Annotated in this window: 18 protein-coding genes, 2 pseudogenes and 1 riboswitch; of the genes and pseudogenes, 7 read left to right on the top strand and 13 right to left on the bottom strand. The window is 57.3% G+C overall.

Annotated elements, in window-relative coordinates:
- Positions 1–2 precede the first annotated feature (2 nt).
- From ASD31_RS05900 to ASD31_RS05865, 8 genes are all read right to left on the bottom strand, one after another.
- Positions 3–683 (bottom strand): class I SAM-dependent methyltransferase, encoded by a 681-nt coding sequence (locus tag ASD31_RS05900; RefSeq protein ID WP_056330752.1) that lies wholly within the window; start codon positions 681–683, stop codon positions 3–5.
- Between the two features lie 44 nt (positions 684–727).
- Positions 728–1,162: a DUF1636 family protein gene (locus tag ASD31_RS05895; protein WP_082520430.1), complete on the bottom strand. Its 435-nt coding sequence runs from the start codon at positions 1,160–1,162 to the stop codon at positions 728–730.
- A gap of 30 nt (positions 1,163–1,192) precedes the next feature.
- A riboswitch (cobalamin riboswitch) is annotated at positions 1,193–1,414 on the bottom strand.
- A gap of 397 nt (positions 1,415–1,811) precedes the next feature.
- The gene (locus ASD31_RS05890) at positions 1,812–2,192 is read right to left on the bottom strand and encodes a response regulator (RefSeq protein ID WP_056330746.1); all 381 of its coding nucleotides are present in this window, start codon (positions 2,190–2,192) and stop codon (positions 1,812–1,814) included.
- Positions 2,193–2,195: 3 nt separating this feature from the next.
- Positions 2,196–3,710, bottom strand: coding sequence for a sensor histidine kinase (locus ASD31_RS05885; protein WP_056330744.1), 1,515 nt, complete (start codon positions 3,708–3,710; stop codon positions 2,196–2,198).
- Positions 3,711–3,869: 159 nt separating this feature from the next.
- Positions 3,870–4,928, bottom strand: coding sequence for a sensor histidine kinase (locus tag ASD31_RS05880; protein WP_056330740.1), 1,059 nt, complete (start codon positions 4,926–4,928; stop codon positions 3,870–3,872).
- A gap of 7 nt (positions 4,929–4,935) precedes the next feature.
- On the bottom strand, positions 4,936–5,499 hold the full coding sequence (locus tag ASD31_RS05875) for a chemotaxis protein CheB (RefSeq protein ID WP_056330980.1): 564 nt from the start codon (positions 5,497–5,499) through the stop codon (positions 4,936–4,938).
- Positions 5,499–6,338 (bottom strand): CheR family methyltransferase, encoded by an 840-nt coding sequence (locus tag ASD31_RS05870; RefSeq protein WP_056330737.1) that lies wholly within the window; start codon positions 6,336–6,338, stop codon positions 5,499–5,501. Before ASD31_RS05870 ends, ASD31_RS05875 begins: the two co-directional genes overlap by 1 nt.
- Entirely contained in the window at positions 6,335–9,769 is a 3,435-nt protein-coding gene (locus tag ASD31_RS05865) for a response regulator (RefSeq protein ID WP_082520429.1), read from the bottom strand. Before ASD31_RS05865 ends, ASD31_RS05870 begins: the two co-directional genes overlap by 4 nt.
- A 275-nt stretch (positions 9,770–10,044) precedes the next feature.
- On the opposite strand from ASD31_RS05865, the gene ASD31_RS05855 reads away from it, so the two are divergent.
- Both ASD31_RS05855 and ASD31_RS26270 read left to right on the top strand, forming a co-directional pair.
- Positions 10,045–11,183, top strand: a protein-coding gene (locus tag ASD31_RS05855; RefSeq protein ID WP_200952127.1) for an IS3 family transposase whose coding sequence is annotated in 2 segments (ribosomal slippage) — positions 10,045–10,312 and positions 10,312–11,183 — 1,140 coding nt in all. Because the reading frame shifts where the segments join, the coding sequence is not laid out codon by codon here.
- A 994-nt stretch (positions 11,184–12,177) separates the two neighbouring features.
- On the top strand, positions 12,178–12,816 hold the full coding sequence (locus tag ASD31_RS26270; protein ID WP_320409383.1) for a reverse transcriptase domain-containing protein: 639 nt from the start codon (positions 12,178–12,180) through the stop codon (positions 12,814–12,816).
- Positions 12,817–13,175: 359 nt separating this feature from the next.
- Here ASD31_RS26270 and ASD31_RS05850 read toward each other — a convergent pair whose 3' ends face one another.
- Positions 13,176–13,796 carry a hypothetical protein gene (locus tag ASD31_RS05850; protein ID WP_156392530.1) on the bottom strand — a complete coding sequence of 207 codons (621 nt, stop codon included), beginning with the start codon at positions 13,794–13,796 and terminating at the stop codon, positions 13,176–13,178.
- A gap of 307 nt (positions 13,797–14,103) precedes the next feature.
- Here ASD31_RS05850 and ASD31_RS05845 point away from each other — a divergent pair, with 307 nt between their 5' ends.
- Positions 14,104–14,481 carry a hypothetical protein gene (locus ASD31_RS05845; RefSeq protein WP_156392529.1) on the top strand — a complete coding sequence of 126 codons (378 nt, stop codon included), beginning with the start codon at positions 14,104–14,106 and terminating at the stop codon, positions 14,479–14,481.
- Positions 14,482–14,659: 178 nt separating this feature from the next.
- Positions 14,660–15,970 carry a vWA domain-containing protein gene (locus ASD31_RS05840; protein ID WP_056330719.1) on the top strand — a complete coding sequence of 437 codons (1,311 nt, stop codon included), beginning with the start codon at positions 14,660–14,662 and terminating at the stop codon, positions 15,968–15,970.
- 934 nt (positions 15,971–16,904) lie between these two features.
- On the opposite strand, the gene ASD31_RS25805 is transcribed toward ASD31_RS05840, so the two are convergent.
- The 4 genes and pseudogenes from ASD31_RS25805 to ASD31_RS25190 form a co-directional block, all read right to left on the bottom strand.
- Positions 16,905–17,057 (bottom strand): hypothetical protein, encoded by a 153-nt coding sequence (locus ASD31_RS25805; RefSeq protein WP_156392528.1) that lies wholly within the window; start codon positions 17,055–17,057, stop codon positions 16,905–16,907.
- A gap of 316 nt (positions 17,058–17,373) precedes the next feature.
- Positions 17,374–17,658, bottom strand: coding sequence for a hypothetical protein (locus tag ASD31_RS05835; RefSeq protein WP_056330717.1), 285 nt, complete (start codon positions 17,656–17,658; stop codon positions 17,374–17,376).
- A gap of 253 nt (positions 17,659–17,911) precedes the next feature.
- A pseudogene (locus ASD31_RS26625) lies at positions 17,912–18,007 on the bottom strand (hypothetical protein); the annotation flags it as partial.
- A 342-nt stretch (positions 18,008–18,349) separates the two neighbouring features.
- A pseudogene (locus ASD31_RS25190) lies at positions 18,350–18,541 on the bottom strand (AraC family transcriptional regulator N-terminal domain-containing protein); the annotation flags it as partial.
- Positions 18,542–18,650: 109 nt separating this feature from the next.
- Here ASD31_RS25190 and ASD31_RS05825 point away from each other — a divergent pair.
- The 3 genes from ASD31_RS05825 to ASD31_RS05815 all read left to right on the top strand — a co-directional run bounded on the left by ASD31_RS05825 (position 18,651) and on the right by ASD31_RS05815 (position 20,782).
- Complete coding sequence (locus ASD31_RS05825) at positions 18,651–19,046, top strand: VOC family protein (RefSeq protein ID WP_056330712.1); 396 nt, start codon at positions 18,651–18,653, stop codon at positions 19,044–19,046.
- A 1-nt stretch (position 19,047) separates the two neighbouring features.
- Positions 19,048–19,668: a saccharopine dehydrogenase NADP-binding domain-containing protein gene (locus ASD31_RS05820; RefSeq protein WP_244483770.1), complete on the top strand. Its 621-nt coding sequence runs from the start codon at positions 19,048–19,050 to the stop codon at positions 19,666–19,668.
- A 280-nt stretch (positions 19,669–19,948) separates the two neighbouring features.
- Complete coding sequence (locus tag ASD31_RS05815) at positions 19,949–20,782, top strand: IS5 family transposase (protein WP_056330978.1); 834 nt, start codon at positions 19,949–19,951, stop codon at positions 20,780–20,782.
- The last annotated feature ends 167 nt before the right edge of the window (positions 20,783–20,949 follow it).

Genomic DNA, 20,949 nt, shown 5'->3' with positions numbered 1-20,949 from the left:
ACTTACTCCGGGGCAATTGCGGTGAGAATGAAGAAGGCAATGGGTGTTTCAGGGTCGTCATAGACGGCCCCATAGGGATCGCCAGGCATCAGGTGGCGCCAGCTTTTGATCTCGCCGAAACCGGCGTTCCCCAGGAGGTGGCGGGCGTCTGCCTCAGTCAGGCCGTTATAAAAGGGCAGATGTGCTCCGAAAATTTTGCGGCTGTCATTTGCGCGGTGGCGGAACCAAACACCGTCAGACACCAGAAGCTTGCCGCCCGGTCGCAGAACCTTGCGCGCCAGGGACAATGCCGCCGACGGATTCTCGATCGTCCACAGGACGTTGCGCAATGTGACGATGTCAGCGCTGGCTGCGGGCAGTGCCGCCTCATCCATCGTCGCGTGGATGAAGTTGATGGATAGTCCGGCCCCGGCGGCTGCCGCTTTTGCGTGAGACAGCATCTCGGCCGAACCATCGACTGCCGTTACCCGGTGGCCAAGGTTGCCTGCAAAAAGCGCGCATGCTCCCGTTCCACAGCCAAGATCTGCAACCTCGCGCGGAGCCTCTCCCAAGGCTGTTTTGAAAGCCGCTCGCCACGCATCCGCATCGCGCCGATGCGATGCCGAACCGTCGAATTTCCAGGCACGTGAATTCCAATGGTCCGCCATAGCGGCAGCAGTGGTCGGGGCGACGCGTTCCAGCATCCAAATTCTCCAGGTTAAATTGGACAGCTACAGAGTGGCGATGGTCACGCAGGCTTTACCGGGCGATAAATCATCGCCGGCAGGCGCGCCAATATGTTCTCGGCAAGCTTGCCGGGACGGTCGATCGAGCGACACCAGCCGTCCTCGAGTTCTGTGTAGAGCTTCGCAAAACTCACGATGTCGGCCAAGTCGTCGATCGGATCGAGATTGAAGAACAGCCAGCTCGCCTTTTCCGGAGCACGAAACGCGACCGAACAGGGTTGGTCGCAGCCACCCATGCAGGCTGTTCCTGTAACCTCGAATTGTTCGTTGAGATCGGTGCTGGCGATTGCAGCGCGCAGATTGGCAATCATTGACACGCCGGGTCGGCGATGATGCTCTGTGCGTTTGCAGCCCTTGCACACAAGGACTTGATGCGGTGTGGATTGAACCACGGAATAGGCAGGTGTAGCCACCGGCCGAGAAGATGCTTTAGCCATCGATGCTCCTGACCAGACTTCCCCGCCTGGTTCGGTTTCAATTATGATGGCAGGTCTCCTGACTTGCGGGTCGTCGCGTCCTCCACCTTCCCAGCGCCCCGAAAACGGATTGCCAGTGGTATTAGGAGGTTGCTCGCCGCTCACAGTTGCGGGGGCAGTCACGGTCTCGGCCCCTGATGGGTAGTCCTCACCGTATTCCCTTTTCACCTGACGTTGCTAGGCATGTCAGGAACCATCGACGCGAACCTAACGGAGACAAGCATGGTGTCAACCAGATTCTTACATCCATTGCGGCGGCTGAATCATCGTCCTGGAGGGTGAACTCGGTGACCGGCTTCTTCGCCAGACGACCAGATCGGTCTCGATAACTCCGGAGGTGAAGCGTTCCTGGCTTCGCGGTGTTATAAGGTGCAATGCACGTCGATGCTACTGCCGAGCCATTTGACGCAGATGTTCGTCAGCAACCGGTCAATCGAAATAGCTCTTTGAGGCTACGCGGTATCGTCCAACTTCCGAGCTTCCACACTTAAGGACCTTCTAACCACGACCAGTCCCTATGAGCCGAGGACGTAAAGTGGGCGTGAAGGCATTGTGAGCGAATTGCGCACACGAGTGCCGCCGGACGGTGTTTCTTCCCGGCTCCTTACGCCTAGTTCGCCGGCACGACCCCGACATCGACCAGAACTCTTTCGATCATCTGCTCGGAAACTGGTTTACTTAGAAATTTAGCACCGGGAGGAAGGACGCCGGCTGCAGGATTGTACCGACCGGAGATCACGACGATCTTGATTTCTGGCCACCGTTCGTAAGCGACGTTTGCAAACCCAATCCCATTCATTGAACCCGGCATGTCAATGTCCGTTAGTACGGCAACGATACCGTCGGTAGCGTCGAGAAACTCAAGGGCTTCGTCGGCGGTGGCCGCCTCATCCACTGCATATCCCTGGTCGGCGAGGATGTCCGCAAGGTCAAGGCGGATGAGACCGTCGTCTTCGACGACGAGAAGGCGCGGCTTCGTTGTGATTTCCATTCTTCAATGCTCTTGCTGGAAGCTCATGAGGTCTGCAACAATGACACAACGCACCCCCCTGGGCTCGTATATGATTTTTACCGTGCTGTCAGCCGCTCCGGCTAGACCCGCTTTAATCAGCTTAGCTCCCGATCGTTCAGTCTTTGGTTCAATGACGGCAGGTCCGCCGCTTTCTGTCCAAGTCATCTCGAACTGATCTCTTTGTTCGCCGACGATGCTCCATGTAAGGGCGACCCGCCCCTCGGCGGTAGACAACGCTCCGTATTTGAGCGCATTGGTCGCGAGCTCGTGGAGGATTAGCGACAGGGATAACGAAGGCCTTGAGCCCACGCGCAGGTTCGGTCCCGAGAGGTCGAACCGAGGACGGCCCGGATCGTCATGAATCGCGAGCATCTGGTTGACGAGCTTGTGAACCTTCGATGTCCCAAGTCCTCCCTGAATCACGGTATCGTGCGCAGCGCTCAAAACCCCGATACGATCCGAAAGGAGGCGTTTTGCGGTCGGTATGTCTTTTGCCGCTCGTAGCGTTTGCGAGGCAATCGCCTGAACCATTGCTAATTGATTTTTCAGCCGGTGGCCCAGTTCGTGTGATATCAGATTCTTGTGTTGCTCGTCGGCCAGCCTCTCAGTCACATCCTGGGCGAGAACCAGAATGCCGACGATGCTGTCGGACGGACCAAACATCGGCTGGAAACTGAGATCGATGAGCCGGTTCTGCATTTCTCCCGATGGTCCACGATTAAGTTCGACGTGGACGCCTTTAGCAACGAATGGTTCGCCAGTCATGTAAACTCTATCGAGAAGCTCTATGAATCCCTGACGAACGACTTCAGACACCGCTTCCGCGACAGGCTTGCCAATGATTTCACGGCCAAGGCCGATCAGCGTGTAATATTCTTCATTAGCATAGTCGAAGACATGGTCAGGTCCGACGAGGGTGGCGACGCCACCGGGGGAAAGTTTGAAAATCTGCAACAGCTTTTCATGCTGATTCATCTTCTCCCTATGCGCCATGACAGCGTCGGTGATCTCGTTGCAGGCGCAGAACATGCCGAGTACCGCACCCGAGGGATCGCGGACGGGCGTATAAGAAAAGGAGAAGTGTGTCTCTTCGGGATAACCTTTCCGGTACATCGTGAACTGGATGTCGTCCATCGACGTGCCTTGGCCTGCATAGGCAGCTGAAATGATAGGGTCCACTCGGTCCCATATGTCGTGCCACAGTTCGCGGAAGGGACGACCAAACGCCGCGGGATGCCGATCGCCACACATCGCGGAGTACCCGTTATTGTATAGCGTCGTCTGTTCTGGGCCCCAGACGATGAGCATGGGCTGAAGCGAACCCATCATCACGTTGACGAGCGTCTGAAGTTCGACAGGCCACGCCTCGGACGCGCCAAGAGGGCTGCTGTTCCAGTCGAACTCACGGATCAGATCACCGCACTCTCCGCCACCTAAGAAATACAAGACATATCCCTCATTTATCCTGCCCCATGGATGAACATCCGTCACCGTCATATGTTCCACATCGAAAGAGAAGTCTCATATCAAGCGCTCGCTTCGATCGATCCGCCCTTAGGCCAGTTCACGGGCACCATCGACAAACCGGACCAGCAATTCGCAACATCTTGATCGGGAGCGTTCGACATAGAATTGGATCTCACCCTCGCCTGTCTGTCAGCCTACAAGGTTTGCCAAGGGGACTTTCAACAACAGCGAAAGCCCATCTTCACGCCAGTTCCGTTCAATCATGCCATTCAGCCCTCTCAAGGCTGCCTTTTCCAGCGTCGTTCCGAAGCCTTCCCGGTCCGTCATCCCGGGCGATGAAGACGAGCCATATTCGTCCCATTTGACATGAAGCAGCCCGTCGATGGCGGAAACATCAACGTTCAGGCTTCCGGTAAGACTGGAAAGAGCGCCGTGTTTTGCGGCGTTCGTCGTAAGTTCGTGAAGCAGGAGCGCAAGGGACGTAAGGACCTTTCCGTCAAGAGGTGTGTCAGAGCCTGTTATTGCGATGCGCGAGCCTTCGGCATGGTCATGCGGCGCCACGATCGCTTCCAGGAGTGCCGTTACCGTCGTTGCGACCAGCCCTGCTTCACTGTCCTTGACCAGATCGGGAAGCGTAAGTTCGTGAGCCCGCGCCAGAGCTTGCATGCGCGATCTTAGATCGGTTTCGAGTTCGGCGACGCTCTTGGCGGAGCGAGCGCTCAACGATATCAGCCCTGCGGCAAGGCTGAAGAGATTTTTGATCCGATGGTTGATCTCGAGCAGCAGGATGTCCTTGTGGTGGGCTGCTTCCTTGAGCGCTTCGGCCTGCGCCGCCAGTTCATCGCGTTGCGTGGCCAATTGCTGCCGCTGTCGGTAGAGTTCGAAAAACACATCAACCTTACTGCGGAGAATGTCGGGCTCGATCGGCTTTTGTATGAAGTCGACGGCTCCTGCTTCATATCCGCGAAACCGGCGTTGGCCATCTGCGGTCCCTGCGGTCACGAAGATGATCGGGATGCGCCGGGTCCGTTCGTTGCCGCGCATCAGTTCGGCCAGCTCGAAACCATTGAGCCCAGGCATTTGTACGTCGACGAGCGCCAACGCAACGTCGTTCTGAAGCAGGAGTTCAAGCGCCTGGTCGCCCGATCGAGCTTTCAGGAGGAGGAGGTCATCGCGCCGAAGAAGCCCCTCCAGCGAGAGGAGATTCTCCTCGAGGTCGTCGACCAGAAGAAAAGGGACTGGCTTCATGCTTGTATCAAACCTCTTTTAGATATTGCGCGATCGCCTGGAGCGACAAGACACGGGCGCGCGGACACATTTCAATAGCGGCTTTGGGCATCGCGTCTGCGAATGCACTGTCCGGATCCTGAACAATTGCGGCTCCACCGGCATCCACGACCGTCCGGAGACCCTTCGCGCCATCGTGATTGGCGCCCGTCAGCACGATCGCAATCAAGGACATTCCATAAGCGTCAGCGGCGCTTTCGAACAGGACGTCGATCGATGGGCGAGAAAACAGAACCGGTTCATCGCTGGAAAGTGATAGAGTTTTATTGCTCTCGACAAGAAGATGGTAGTCCGCCGGCGCGAAATAGACCGTTCCGCCGGCGATTGGTTCCTTGTCGTCCGCCTCCTGCACCGAAAGCTGGCATTTCGCCCGGAAAAGTTCCGCAAGGATGCTGCGCTTGTCGGGCGGTACATGCACCACGACGATGATCGGCATGCGAAAATTCCCAGGAAGAACGTGCAGGATGATCGAAAGGGCCTCGAGAGCACCCGCCGACGCACCGATCACCACGGCCTCTGGTCGCGCCGCCATCATTCGGCGCGCCTTTGATAGATTCTTTCCTCACGCACGAAATCCGTAAAGGCTCCGGCATGCCGAGAAAAGCGCAGGCTTTCCTTCGCGCCAAGCCCCAGAAACCCTTTTCGTGCCAGGGAGTCCTTGAAGAGCCCAAGAGCGCGATCCTGCAGATCGCGGTCGAAATAGATCATCACATTGCGACAGGAGATAAGGTGCATCTCGCCGAAAACGGCGTCGGTCACCAGGCTGTGGTCTGAGAAGACGACATTGCGGCGCAGGGTCTTGTCGAAGGTCACCTTGCCATAGGCCGCCTGATAATAGTCGGACAGGGAGGACAGGCCGCCGGATTTCCGGTGGTTCTCGGTGAAAAGCGGCACTCGATCCAGCGGGAAAATTCCCGCTTCAGCGGCTTCCAAGGCATCCTGGTTGATGTCCGTGGCATAAAACTGAGTACGATCCTCCAGTCCTTCTTCGCGAAACAGAATGGCCATCGAATACAGTTCCTCGCCACCGCTGCAGCCGGCTATCCAGACCTTCAGCGAAGGGTAGGTCCGCAGATGTGGCACCACATTTTCGCGAATCGCTTTGAAATAGCTCGGATCGCGAAACATCTCGCTGACCTGTACGGTGAGGAACCCCAGCAGTCTTTGCAACATGCTCGGATCATGCAGCAGGCGCTCCTGCAGCGCGGAAAATGTCGAAAATCCAAGTTGCTCGCGAGCCTGCTTAAGGCGACGCTTTATCGATGCCATCGCGTAATTGCGGAAGTCGTAATGGTATTTGAGGAACAAGGCTTCCAATAACAGCCGAATCTCGATGTCTTCTACTTTTTCGCAAGGTTGGGGGGCTGTCATTTCGGCATCCAGACACGAACCAGCGACAGGAGTTTCTCGACGTCGAGGGGCTTGGACATATAGTCGTTGGCGCCGGCTTCGATACAATTTTGCTGATCGTCGGGCATCGCCTTGGCTGTCAGGGTGATGATCGGCAATTTTTTCCATTGCGGATTCTCGCGGATCTTTCGCGTGGCCGTCAGGCCGTCCATGACGGGCATCATCACGTCCATGAGCACTAGATCGATCCCTTCGCCGGCATCCTTCGCGGCTTTTTGAAGCGCCTCCAGCGCCTCGCGGCCGTTGCGGGCGATCTCCACAATTGCTCCGCGGGGTTCGAGAATATTGGTGAGCGCATAGACATTGCGCACGTCATCCTCGACGATCAGGATACGCCGCCCTTCTAGCAGGGCGTCTCTGTTGCGGGACCTGCGGATCATCTTCTGCTGTTCGTCCGGCAGCTCGGATACCACCTGGTGAAGGAAAAGGCTCACTTCGTCGAGCAGACGTTCGGGTGACTTCGCGCCCTTGATGATGATCGACTTCGAATAACGTCGCAGCCGTTCCTCGTCGTTCGCGGACAATTCCCGTCCAGTATAGACGATGACCGGCGGAAAGGCGTAGGCGCTCTCCTGGCTCAGTGTCTCGAGCAGCGAATAGCCCGAGGCGTCCGGCAGGGTGAGGTCCAGCACCATGCAGTCGAATGTATCCCTTTTGAGAAGCTCAAGGCACTCCGCCGCCGTGCTGGCGGTAACGGCTTCGACATCCCGGGAACCAAGCAGCTTTGCGACGGCCTCGCGCTGCACCTGGTCATCCTCGACGATCAAAATCCGGTGGGCGCGCTGCGAAAGCCTCGCTTCAAGTTGCTGCAGGACTTCAACCAGTTGATCCCGGCTGATGGGCTTGATGGCGTATCCGACCGCGCCGAGCAGATAGGCGGTCTCGATGTGGTTGCTGCCCGATAGAACGTGAATTGGGATGTGTCGGGTCTGGACGTCATGCTTGAGCCGGTCGAGGACTGCAAGGCCCGACTGATCAGGCAGGCCGATATCCAGAACGATCGCGCTTGGCATGAATTTCTTGGCAAGGCTTAGAGCTTCCTCGGCCGTACCAGCGACGACGGATTTAAATCCCATCTCGCGCGACAGGTCACGCACGATGGCCGCGAAGTTTTCGTCATCCTCGATGACCAGAAGAACGCGCTTTGACCCTGTCAATGTATCGCGGTCATCTTCAATCTTGCGAGACGGTCTCTCTGGAGCCGGACGGGCTCGTTCCGCCTGCGGACGTGCGGGCAGGGCCGGTGCACTTGGCCGATCGTCGCGGGGCGCCACCTTCGCCGGATCATAGGTTTCGGGGAACGTGACGGTAAAGGTACTGCCCTGTCCGGGCTGGCTCTTCAGTGCGATTTCACCGCCAAGCAGGCGTACAAGCTGCCGCGAGATCGAGAGACCGAGGCCGGTGCCCCCGAACCTCCGGCTGATCGTACCGTCTGCCTGATGAAACGCTTCGAACACATTTCGCTGCTGCTCTTGATCGATGCCGATACCGGTATCGGTCACCGAAAAAGCGACACGGCCGTTACCTGTGGCGTCGATCAAAAGCTGGACCTTGCCGGCTTCCGTGAACTTGATCGCGTTGGAGAGAAGATTCTTCAGTACCTGTTCAAGCCGTTGCGGATCGGTCTCGATGATCGCAGGACATGCCGAGGCTATTTCGATTGTGAAGTCGAGGTCCTTTTCGGTGGCCAGAGGCTGAAAAACCTGGCGAAGATTGTCGGACAGGTGTTTGACCGTGACCGTTTCGGGTCGAATTTCGATATGGCCGGCCTCGATCTTCGACAGATCAAGAATGTCGTTGATCAGGTTCAGGAGATCGTTGCCTGACGACTGGATCGTCTTTGCATATTTGATCTGCTCCTCGGTGAGGTTGTCCTCGGTATTGTCGGCGAGCAGCTTTGCCAGGATAAGCGACGAATTGAGAGGCGTTCGCAGCTCATGCGACATGTTGGCGAGGAAGTCGGATTTGTATTGGCTCGCCTGCTCGAGTTCGCGCGCCTTGAGTTGAACGGCGGCATTTGCCTGCTCAAGATTGTCCCGCTGCCCCTCCAGCTCCTGAGCCTGTTCTTCCAACTGGGCGTTTGTCTGTTCGAGTTCTGCCTGCTGCTGTTCAAGGCGTGCCTGGGACTCTTTCAAGGCCCGGCTCTGTTCTTCCAGCTCTTCGTTCGAGACCCTGAGTTCCTCGCTTTGGGTCTGGAGTTCTTCAGACTGGCGTTGCGTTTCTTCCAAGAGGTTTTGGAGATCGCTTCTATAGGCTGCCGACCGGACCGCGATAGCGACGGCTTCGGATGCGCGCTCAAGAAGCGTAACGACGCGCTCGTCGATCGACTGTAGAAAACCGAGTTCGATCACCGTGTTGACAGCACCATCGACGCTTCCGGGTAAAATAACGAGATGTTTCGGCTTGTCCTGACCAAGCGCGGAGCTAAAGGCAAGATAGCCGTCGGGGACGTCGGCGACGACGATGGATTTGCCTTCCGCCGCAGCCTGTCCGAGCAACCCCTCCCTCAGCTTGAACCGTACCGGGACACTTGCATCGCCCGGAATGCCGTAAACGGAAGCCCGTCGAAAATATTCTCCGCTGTGCGTGAAGACAGCGCCGGCCACGGCTCCGACATATCGCGCCAGGAAATCAAGAATGTTGTTGCCAAGCTGCTCGACAGGCTGATCTCCCATCATTGCCGAACCAACTCCCACCTGACCGGACTGGAGCCAGTCGTCACGCCGACGCGCCAATGTCGTCCTACGAACCAAAAAGGCGATCGTTGCTGTAAGAACGATGCCAAGCAATGCCGACAAGACAGTGCTGACAAACGCTCTTTGCTGGTAGCCGACCATTTCTGCGAGCCGTTGGCTGCGAATATCCGTTTCACCCTCGGTCATGGCCGCGATCTGGGTACGGATCGCATCCATCTCGGACTTGCCGCGATCCGAATTGATGACTACAAGCGCTGCGTCGAGGCCTTCGACACGCCGCACCTCAATCGCATTGCCGAGCTCGGAAAGCTTTGCCTCGACATGTTGTCTCAGTGCAATCAGCCTTTGGCTCTGCCCCGAATTGCTTCCCGTTCGCTGTTCGATCTCATCTAGCTTCGGCGGGATCGCCTGCAACGCAGTATTGTAAGGCGCGAGATATCTTTCGTCGTTCGTAAGCAGAAAGCCGCGCTGGCCGGTTTCAGCGTCTTGTATATAAGAGAGCAGCTGATCCAAGGCGATGATGGAGATGTGTGTCTGAACAATCTTCTCATTGCCATCTCGCAACGCCTGGAGATTGAAATAGCTCACCAGGCCGCTGAGAATGAAGAAGAAGATGGCACCTGCGAGGCCCACTGCCACCCCTGGGTCCAGGCCGAGCGTTCGCGTGGGCGTCTGGGGCATGTGGCGTTGTTTCATACTGCTCTCATCGACCTCAAAATTTATGAATAGAAGGCCATACAATGCCACTCGGCGTGTCCACAAGAGCATGCCGCGATATGAGTCCGATGGACTACGAGAATTAGCGGGTGTCCAAGCTGAACGGGAGTCCATACTTCGCAAAGTCAATAAGCGCGACTTGCGTCAGATTGTCCGTCCGATTAGGCGAGAGAGCTGGCTCGGGAAATCTGCACAGCGGGGATAAGTGGAATTTCTGCCTGACTTCGGCTTAGATGCCGGGAACAGGAGATACCATGACGAGACGACCGCGCCGGAACCATAGCCCGGCTTTCAAGGCAAAAGTGGCGCTCGCCGCCATTCGAGGCGAGCAGACGCTGGTGGAATTATCCCAGCAGTTCGACGTGCATGCCAACCAGATCAAACAGTGGAAAGACCAGCTCCTTGAGGGGGCGACAGGCGTTTTCGGTGATGAAGCGAAGGCGGAACCGGCGACTCCAACCGTCGATGTGAAAACGCTGCACGCCAAAATCGGCGAACTGACACTGGAGAACGATTTTTTAGCCGGAGCGCTCGGCAAAGCGGGATTGCTGGGCGGAAAAAAATGATCGACCGCCAGCATAAGCTATCCGTCGTGCGCCAGGCGAAGCTTCTCGGCTTCAGCCGTGGTAGCGTCTACTATTCTCCACGTCCATTGCCTGACGGCGATCTTGCCCTGATGCGCCGGATCGACGAACTGCATCTCGACTACCCGTTTGCCGGAAGTCGGATGTTGCAAGGGCTCTTGAAGGGAGAAGGGCTGGAAACTGGGCGGCTGCACGTCGCCACGCTGATGAAGAAAATGGGTATTGAGGCGATCTACCGTCGCCCGAACACCTCCAAACCAGCGCCAGGTCACAAAATCTATCCCTACCTCCTGCGAAAGCTGGCGGTCACCCGGCCCAACCAGGTATGGGCAATGGACATAACGTATGTTCCGATGGCTCGCGGATTCGTCTATCTCTGCGCCGTTGTGGACTGGTTCAGCCGAAGGGTTCTGTCGTGGCGGCTGTCGATCACGATGGAAGCCGCTTTCTGCATCGAAGCGGTGGAGGAGGCACTTGCCCGTCATGGCAAACCCGACATCTTCAACACCGACCAGGGATCGCAGTTCACCTCAGTGGACTTCACGGCGGTGCTGAAGAAAGCTGAGATCGCCATCTCGATGGACGGCAAGGGCGCGTGGCGGGATAATGTCTTCGTCGAGCGGCTCTGGCGGTCGATCAAATACCAGGAGGTCTATCTCCACGCCTACAAGACCGTATCCGAGGCCCGCGCTGCCATCGGCCGATATCTGAGCTTCTACAACAGCCGACGCCCACATTCATCCCTTGACCGGCAGACGCCGGATCGGGCTTACTTCAATGCGCTGGCACCAATGATGGTGGCGGCATAATCGAGGCGGAAATCCACTTAGCAAAACGCCCGAAACTGTTCAGACAAACCGAGCCAGCTCTGAGAACGCATTTCTCGCTTACGCTGCTCCAGGATTCTGCCTGAGATAGCTCACCGGCAGAGCCGGCGAACCTCCTGGCAGAAGCAAATTTAAACGCCGTCATGAGCAAGGCCCACGCCTTGATTGCCGAGGGTGCCGTGAGCGCGTAGGCCGGTCTGGAGAGGGCGGCAGAGTTGTTATTTTCTCAGTACCCGAGCAGAAACCAATCTTGCTGAACCCGGCAGGTGGAGGCGACTTTAACGCATCCCGGTGAAGTGGCCGGTTCGGAGGTCAACCTGATGAAGCTAAATGTAGCAATGCTCACTCATTTTATAGACATCAACGGGACTGGATATCGCACCCGAGCGCCAAATTGGTGTGTTGTCCTGTGGCTGCTTATAAGATCCTGATATTTACTTCCGTCGATGGTCCATATTTGTCCACCGGGCCGGCGGTTCAGATCCCTTCAAGGCGGAGGAAGGCTTTGCATCGCCCGTGAAAGCGAAGTCACAACACTCGAACCCCGGCTTCCCGTATTCCAAATTTCCTAAGCACGACCTCAATACGGCGAGCTTCGGATCAATTCTGCGAACGACCAGCCAACGAACAGGGCGCCCAATGCGGCGCTTCATGCGGTGGCCCGACATTGTCGAGCCTTAGAGCAAGCAACGAGCTGATTGCATAAAGAATGCGCCAGGTGAGCAGAGCGAGAACAGCCAAGATTAAGGTAGCCACGCGATCCTGTTTATAAGATGACCATCTACCCCTTCCACCCGACTTCCCTCGTCAAATCATACCGGCTTGGTGACCGCAGGCTGATACGTCTGATCCACAAATGGTTGAAAGCGGGCATTATTGAGGATGGCCGCCGCGTCGCATCAACGCGAGGAACTCCTCAAGGCTCTGTAATAAGCCCCGTGCTATCGAATATCTATCTGCATTACGCGTTGGATTTATGGGTCCATCAATGGCGTACTCGAAATGCCAAAGCGACGTGATCATTGTACGTTATGTCGACGACAGCGTGATTGGGTTCCAGTACGAAGGAGAGGCGCAGCGCTTCCTGCAAGCATTGCGGGAGCGTCTCGCTCAGTTTGGCTTGCAACTACACCCGGAAAAGACGCGGCTAATACGCTTTGGGCGGTATGCTGCGAGAAACTGCCGGGAGCGCGGTATCCGCAAGCCAGAGACCTGCGACTTTCTGGGATTCACGCACTGCTGCGGCAGGCGGCGCAATGATGGAGGCTTCAAGATCGTCCGTCTGACGATCAAGAAGCGCATGCGCGCGACGCTGGCGGCCATTCGGGAAGCGCTAATGCGACGCCGCCATGAACCCAGTGGCAGTAGTAGGTCGGTGGCTACGGCAAGTGTTACGGGGGTATTTGAACTACCATGCGGTGCCAGACAATCTAAGAAGATTGGGAGGGTTCCGCTGGGAAATTGGTCGCGCTTGGCGACACGCTTTGATGCGTCGAAGCCAACGAAACCGGCTGTCTTGGGAACGCTTCCAAAGGCTGCTTCGCAAATACCTGCCGCCATGTCGTCTGTTGCATCCGCATCCAGATGCTCGGCTCACCGTCACAACATCCGATAGGAGCCGTATGCGGTAGTGCCGCAGGTACGGATCTGGCCGGGGGGCGATGGGCAACCATCGTCCCTACCGGGACCTTTCAAGTTGCTGCCGGCATCCGTCCGGCAGCGGGGCGCGCGGCCCGAAGAAAGTCTATCCCGCGAAGTCGTCGGATGCATACGGCGATGGGCCACTGCCAAGTGTAGTGGTGCTCAATTCGAGGCCACGCCTCACACTTATCGGGAAGGCGGATGGAAGGACTAGGGAGCAAGGTGCTCGCGGGACCGTTAATCCGGGCACCGAAAGGTGCAGGCCAAGTGAAAGCTCCTGCCGCCTTCTCGAGCAATATCAGGAAGGCAGCAGCGGAAGTGCACCGAGCAGCGCTAGCTCGCCGCCTGCATCGTAGTGGACCTGGGACCGCTTTCCCGACTATTGACCCCGTCAGAATGCCGGGGTTCTTCATTTCCACCAGCGCCGTTGCGCTCCTTTTCGTCATTCAGAAGGAGGGCCAGGCGTTCAGCAACGTCCCGAAGGTCGCTCGGAAGATCGTCTGTTCTACCCATGTTGATGACATGCATGAAGGCTGCGTACCGGGCCGCAAAAAGATGAAGGTCTTTCACCTGTGAGCGGCCAGCCTCAAGTTCCTCGTACCCTCGCAGGGAAAGACCGATTTTGGCGGCCATAGCTGACTGTGTCAGCCCGAGGCAATTTCTGAGATCTTTCAGTTCCCGTCTGTTGTCCATTGAAGATAACTCCTGCTTACCGAAATCCTGGCCTAACCGCCCGGTTGTCCCTATGCCCGCCCGCCTGCATCCCGCACGGCGGGTTTTTTGTAGATTGAGGATAGATGGATATCCAAGAACGAACAGCAGATTGAAAACGAAATCCAGTCCAAGGGCCTCAACCCCCCGCGCCTTAAGGGCCAGCAGAGAGAGCGTGACGGCCGTCCAAAAACGAGCGTGCCTCATCCATCGCCTTCGCCGACCTTCCCAGTCATATGTCATTGAAATCCCCCAGACGCGCCTGATCTGGCGTGGCACCCTAAATGGTCAAGAGCCTGCTGGACGCAACGGAAAACAAAAAAGACCCTAGTCCGTAAGAGAGCGGACTAGGGCCGATGCTTGTCGCGGGGGGGGAAGCGGAAATGCGGACCGGATTCAAGCAGATGGAGTCCGCTCTCAGCGCCCTGGGTGCGGAGATGCGGAATTCCACCACTGCCCTTTCCACCAACATGGCCGAGCGCAACAAGCCTTAATGGCAGGCGCTCGGTGTAGCTTGACGTTCGCGACCGTCCTTGGTGGGTTGGCCTATATGCCGATCCGCGAATCGACGAGCGACCTCAAGGCTTCTGTCGCCATCATCTCCGAGCGAATGGTGACACAGCAGGAAATGGAATGGCGCACGACGCGCGGTCAGGAGGATCGGGCGCGCAGCGAAACGGCCATCGACGATCTGCGAAACTCTCAGGTTCCGCGGCTCGAGCTCGACCGTGTCTTCATGGGCTATGACCAGCGTTTCGGTGATGTGCAGCGGCAGGTGGATGAACTGAAGCAGGCCCAGGGTGGCATCTACGGCGCCCGGAACATCATCATTGACCTGAAGGAGAATCAGCAAAGGCTGGAGAGAGAGCTGGGACGGCTCGTTGGTATCAACGGAAGGCCGCCGGCTGAGCGCTCTCCGGGCCAGTGAATACAGTGTTCAGTAGTGCGCACTGTCCGTTTTCGGCACATTGCTCCTCGCACGCCAGTAGGTATTGCGGGCTGGATAAAATTTTACTCAACTTTAACCTCGCCGATGAACCCGGCCGAAAGACTTTCCCCCGTAGGGTCGCCCAATCGAAGCGTATAACCGTGTCCGAGTAGGGTAAATGGCAAAGCGATCAACTCTCCTGCAGTCCTGTTCAGCCCTGGTCGACGATCGCCAGGGAAATTTCGGCCTGATGACCGCGCTCCTACTTCCGGTGCTGCTCGCCTCGGGGGGCGTCGCAATCGACGTTACCAATATGATGATGGCCAAGAACCATCTGCAGGACGCGACGGATTCGGCAGCGCTCGCCGCTTCGTCCGCGCTTGCCAACGAGTCCGCCTCCCTGGCACAGGCCAAACTGATGGCGATGGAATTCGTCAAGACCCAGATGCAGAACTGGAAGTCATCCGGGATGAGCCCGGAAGAACTGGCCGCCTTCAACGAAGCGTTCTCCAAGGGCACCTCCATCGAGATCGTCGAACAGAAGGCAGCGCTTGGAAATGCCAAAAACTACGACGTCACCGTCAAGTCGAAATTCAGCCTGCCGCTCAACGGCATGACCCGACTGCTCGGCCGCGATACAGCCGAGGTCGCGGCCGTCAGCAAGTCGTTCGGGCCGCTCAACGGCATGACCCGACTGCTCGGCCGCGATACAGCCGAGGTCGCGGCCGTCAGCAAGTCGTTCGGCTCGGCCGAGGCGAAGAACGCGCTTTCGATGTTCCTCGTTCTCGATCGCTCCGGCTCCATGGCGTGGAAGACAAATGCCATCGACAGCACCAAGACGTCCTGCAATATCTACGAAGAATCCTATTGGCCCAATGCCAAGTGGAAGACGCCCTGCTATGTGTCAAAGGTCGCCTCGCTGAAACTGGCCGTCGCCAATCTGCTGACCCAGTTGAAGGTCGCCGATCCGACCTCCTTCTATGTGCGCACGGCCGGCGTGTCCTACAATGACAAGCAGGATTCGGCAGGCTCGCTCGATTGGGGCACCACAAAGGCTCTGACTTATGTGAATGCCCTGGAGGCCACCGGCGGCACGGACTCGAGCGGCGCCTTCAAGGCTGCGGTCACCGCCTTGCTGAAAACCGGATCGAGCTCGGAAGAAAAGATCCATACGGCAAAGAACGGCCAGACCGCACCGAAGAAATATATCGTGTTCATGACGGATGGCGAAAACAACCAGTACCAGGGCAAGTCGGATGACAAGACCGCCGACAAGCTGACCAAGGAATCCTGCCGCGACGCAAAGCACAACAATATTGAGGTATTCGCCGTTGCCTTCATGGCACCCAACCGCGGCCAAGACCTTCTCAAATATTGCGCCACCGACAAGAGCCATTATTTCCAGGCCGAAGACAGCGCTGCCCTCGTCGCGGCATTCAAGACGATCGGCGAGAAGGCGTCTGAACTCAGCGTTCGGCTTACGCAGTAGAACGAAACATCCAAGGCTCACGACTCCATACAGCGACCGTCGATAAATCTTTCAATCAACCGCTCAGCGCTGGCTGGGTCGCCATATTTCAGCCGGCGGCGTCCGTGTCATCATCATGGATCTGGAGCAAACCAGCATCGGCTTGAAAGAGAGCTTGGGCGGCTCGTTGAGATCAACGGCCGGCCGGGGGAAAGATGACTTCTCTGGCGATCAAATCGTGATATACAGAGCTGTCCGTACAAGACTGCTTCCGCCCCGCTTGCTCTAATCGGCAGGCGGGGCTTTTTTTGTTTTGGGGTCTTAAGGCCCGCGAGCCCCGTTAATGCGTCGGGCCTTTCCTGCGGTTGAAGCATTCTTCACTCAAGAGTTCCAACAACTGGTCGGCTTCTCCAATCTCTAGCGCGTCAATTACTGTACCGTCGATGACCACTCGCTCTCCGGTGGCGGTGTGGCAAACCGTCCAATATCCGTTTGTGTTCACGCGCAGTGAATAGCGGCAGGAGCGACAAATGTTATTCATTCCACATTCCTAATATTAAAGCATGGAATACATTTTAAGTGCGCTCTTCAGCCTTGGACCATGCGGCTTCAATTGCATCAGATGTATCGTGACGGTCCTTCGGCTCACGCTGGCGCAGGCCGGCAATATCTGGAACCTCAGCGAAAATCTCCTCCAACGGGCTTCTTGCCGCGGGAGCGCTTCCGCTGGATCTGCCTCGGGAGCGCACCAGCGCGGCGTATCGTTCCTGAACGGTCCGCATCGTAATCTGGCCCGCAATCCATTCCTCGATCCATTCGACAAAGCGCGGGTCGCGCTCAACTGGAGCACCGCGCGCTTTACCGTCGGCTCACGCCCGGTCCCAGCGCGCCCTTTTGTCTTCTGCAGATTTCATTCATGTCCTCGTGCTGATCGGCGGCGATTTTAACCGTGCCGTCAAAGACCATCGAGTTGCGTCCATATGAGCGACCATTCCGTGCTGTCATTGTCGTTGTGGGTATAGGTTCCCCGATGGGATGCTTCGACCTCGACCGTCACAAATTCGGCGGGGCGATACCAGGCATTGGAGTGCGCGTAGGTACTCCTCAAGCTCCTGCGCGCTCGTTACTTCCGCAATGTCTTGACCACCGGAATACTTAAGTTTCCAGGCGTAGTGTGCGACCATTTTCCATTCCAGGGCGGCCATACTCGCCTGCTGCAAGAATAGAAGTTGCCCTATCCATCAACAATCGGACCTAAGTCCCTGATTGCGTGATTGTTTGTAGGACTTTGGTCGGAATAGCGTTTTTAGGACGTGCAATGGCAGATGGACGAGCTGAAGCAGGCGGGCTTGCCTGGAGAAATTCTCAAACTTCGAAAGTTTGCGCCTCTACAGGTGAGGAGTCTGTTTTCTCTTTCAGAAGTTCTAGGGCCCGAGATTGCGGCCCTCGACAAAGCCTTCAATTAGGCGGTCGGCGCTGTCGTCCACCTCACCCAATTCGCTAGCGTCGTCATCCGGGTCCGGATCTTCCTCATAGGCAAGGGCTTGGTTGTGGATCACTTCAGCGAGCGCTTTGAACGCCTCGCGCTTGTTCCAGCCGGCGGCGCCGATCCGGTCGATGAAGTCGAGCACCGGAAAATCCAGAGCCTCTTGGAGTTCGACGTTGTAATGGGGGTCATCAATTGAGCGTTTCGGCGCGAGAATTTCCATGGCGGTTCTCCTTTTGCCGAAGAACAGCACAGCGCTGGGAATGTTCCGCTAGGCAGGGTCGTCGATTGTCGTCCAGGTCAGCGACCAGCGTTCGTCATCTCGATGGCAATGGGTGTAGCTTCCGATTTGGGCCGCGACAACGCGCTCGGCGAGCAGGTCCGGCCTTGGAAGGCCCGGCAATTCCAAAATGGCAAGCACTTTTTCGAGGCCCGCGATCGTCGTCACCTTCAGGATGTTCTGGCGTCCATGATATCTAAGCGTCCACGCGTAATGTGCGGCCATGGTCGTTATCCCAATAATCTGCTGGCAGGTGTTCCTTGCACCAATAACCGGATTGGCCCCGCGATAGTTCCTTGCCGAACGATCCCCACTTGTCGCAGCCGGGATGGACGCACCAGCGCTCGTAGACTGGCGCCGCCGGAAGGTGTCTGTTCTATGAAAGGAGCGCACTTCCCGTTCAAGGTTGGGGCTCACCTGCAAAAGCACTGTGTTCTTCTGGGTCTCTGACGCGGGAAACCGTTCCCCAACACGGTCACTCTCGACCTCTACTGTATTAAAGATTTCGTCAATCGTTCCTGGTCGTGAGAAGATGGGCTGAAGCTTGGTTCTCATTCGATTGAGGTCCGAATTTTTGCTTTTTCCCGAAATATTGATAATTTCATCATGGGCTGGATTTGCAGGAGTATCCTCAGTGGCTGGCGGGATCATAGGCGAAGGTTCGTTCGCCAACCGTCATCGTCTTCGAGCCGGTCAGAACCAGGTTGATCATTGGCTCGTAGACGGCTGACAGCCGATGTTCGGGGATCTCGCCCTGAACCATTGCCACTCGCGGGATGCCTGTCTCGGTACGGCGGTTTTCCGCAGACGAGGCCAGTCCGTGCAGTTCTTGAAGTTGCTATCGTCGCCAGCCTTTTGTCCGGGCCGAATCGCTGGATCAATGCCCAGAATATCGAAGTTGCGGGTGGCTACATCATCTAGCGAAGGAAGGCGCCATGCTTGATCATGTCTTCATTTCCGTCAGCGATATCGCCCGGTCCATCGCGTTCTACGAGGCAGCTCTCGCCCCTCTCGGGATGGTTCACACCCATGACTACGATGGAAAGGATGGCCCTCGCGGTCATCCAGATCTGAAGGGGTTTGGCGCGAATGGCAGAGTGTTCTTCTGGCTCCGCGAAGGCGTGGCCGAGGGACGCGCCGCACATGTCGGCTTCGTCGCCAACAGCAAGGCTCAGGTCGACGCCGCCTTTTCCGCCGCGATGTCAGTGGGCGCATCGCAAATCCATCCGCCCGGAGCACAGCTCCACTACGACCCACGCTACTACGCCGCGCAGGTGCGCGACCCCGACGGCTACAGCCTCGAATTAGTCTACAAGGAATGGCAGCACTGACATGACAAAACTGATGATCTATGGCGCGACCAGCTATACCGGCCGCATGGCGGCAGAACATGCGAGGACGGCAGGCACGCCTCTCGTTCTGGCTGGCCGCAACGAAGCGGCTCTCTCCAAACTCGCATCCGAACTTGGGGTGGACTATCGCGTCTTCGGTCTCGACGAACCGGCTGAGGTCGACAAGGGCCTGGCAGGCATCACCGTCCTCCTGAAATGCGCCGGACCCTTCGTGCGCACCGCCGAGCAACTGATGACGGCAGCGATCCGCACCGGCGTTCATTACCTCGACACCGCGGCCGAACTCGACAGCTACCGTCTGGCGGAAGTGCTCGACGAGGAGGCCAAGGTCGCGGGTATCATGCTCATGCCCGGCGGTGGCGGAAGTGTCGCGATGCTCGGCAGTCTCGCGGGACATGCCGCTACGCGCGTCGCGAAACCTTTCGGGATCCGGGTTGCCCTGCATGTCTCGGGCGCACTGTCGCGCGGGTCGGCGATCAGCGCCATGGAGAATGTCGCGACCGAGACCCTGGCACGCGTCGACGGCCAGCTGGTCGCCATCCGGCGACCGGCATCCGCAAGTTCGACTTCGGCAAGGGCGCGGTCGACTGTTTCCCTGTGACGCTACCCGACCTTATCACCATCGCGCGGGCCACAGGTGTCGCTGATATCGAAACCTTCGTGCATGTCACCGGCGACGGTTTTCCGCAGGGTGATCTCTCAGAGGCTGCCTCAAAAAGAGGTGGGTGATTTCAACAGGTTATGATTCCTTCGGATTTGCAAAGATTCGATGGAGTTCACGATGGTCTGGACTGAAATCANAGAGGCTGCCTCAAAAAGAGGTGGGTGATTTCAACAGGTTATGATTCCTTCGGATTTGCAAAGATTCGATGGAGTTCACGATGGTCTGGACTGAAATCACCCGTCGGCAATATGCCCGGCGAACGGCACGCTACGCAAGTGACATGACGGATCGGGAATGGGGGTTGGTTCGGCCTTTTCTGCCGATGCCGCGCCGCTTGGGCCGTCCCCGCACCACTGATTTGCGCGAGGTCGTCAACGCTCTGCTTTACATCGCCACGACCGGTTGCCAGTGGCGCATGCTGCCGAAGGATTTTCCGCCCAGTTCAACCGTCCAGCGTTATTTCTATGAATGGCGGACGCTGGGACTTTGGGCGCGCATCAACCATTATCTGGTGATGGAAGCCCGCGAGCTGGAGGGAAGAGAGGCAAGTCCGACGGCCGGTGTGATCGATAGCCAAAGCGTGAAAACCACGGAAAGCGGCGGCATACGAGGCTATGATGCGGGCAAGAAAACTAAAGGGCGCAAGCGTCATATCATCGTCGATACTCTTGGTCTGATGGTCGGTCTCATGGTTCACAGCGCCGACATCCAGGATCGCGATGGTGCTCCCGATCTCATGAAATCCATCCGCCACAGGTGGCCCTGGTTGCTGCATGTCTTCGCCGATGGTGGCTACGCGGRCGACAAGCTGAAGCGGCGGCTGAAGAAGATCGGGCGCTGGACGATTGAGATCATCAAGCGCTCGGATAAGGCCAAAAGCTTCGAGGTTCTGCCTCGCCGCTGGGTCGTCGAGCGGACCTTCGCCTGGCTCGGTAGGTGCCGAAGATTGGCCAAAGATGTCGAACGCTCCATCGCATCAGCCGAAGCTTGGATCATGATCGCCCACATTCGCCTGATAACCAGACGGCTTGCAAGGTATGGATATCGTTGAATGCTTTTCGAATCCGACTCTRAGACATCGGTGACAACCTCGTGCCGAACGGGTTGTCGATGGTTTGCAAAGTCCTCTGCTCCAGGTCGATATATCCCAGATCATAGTGCATGAAGCTGACGAGCCAAATGCCGTCGTCGACTCCTTGATTCCGAGTTTCTGTCCGG

It is taken from the genome of Rhizobium sp. Root482 (assembly GCF_001426565.1).
Classification (GTDB): Bacteria; Pseudomonadota; Alphaproteobacteria; order Rhizobiales; family Rhizobiaceae; genus Pararhizobium.
The sequence above is the reverse complement of the archived record's forward strand: the minus strand, read 5'-3'. Positions and strand labels throughout refer to the sequence as shown.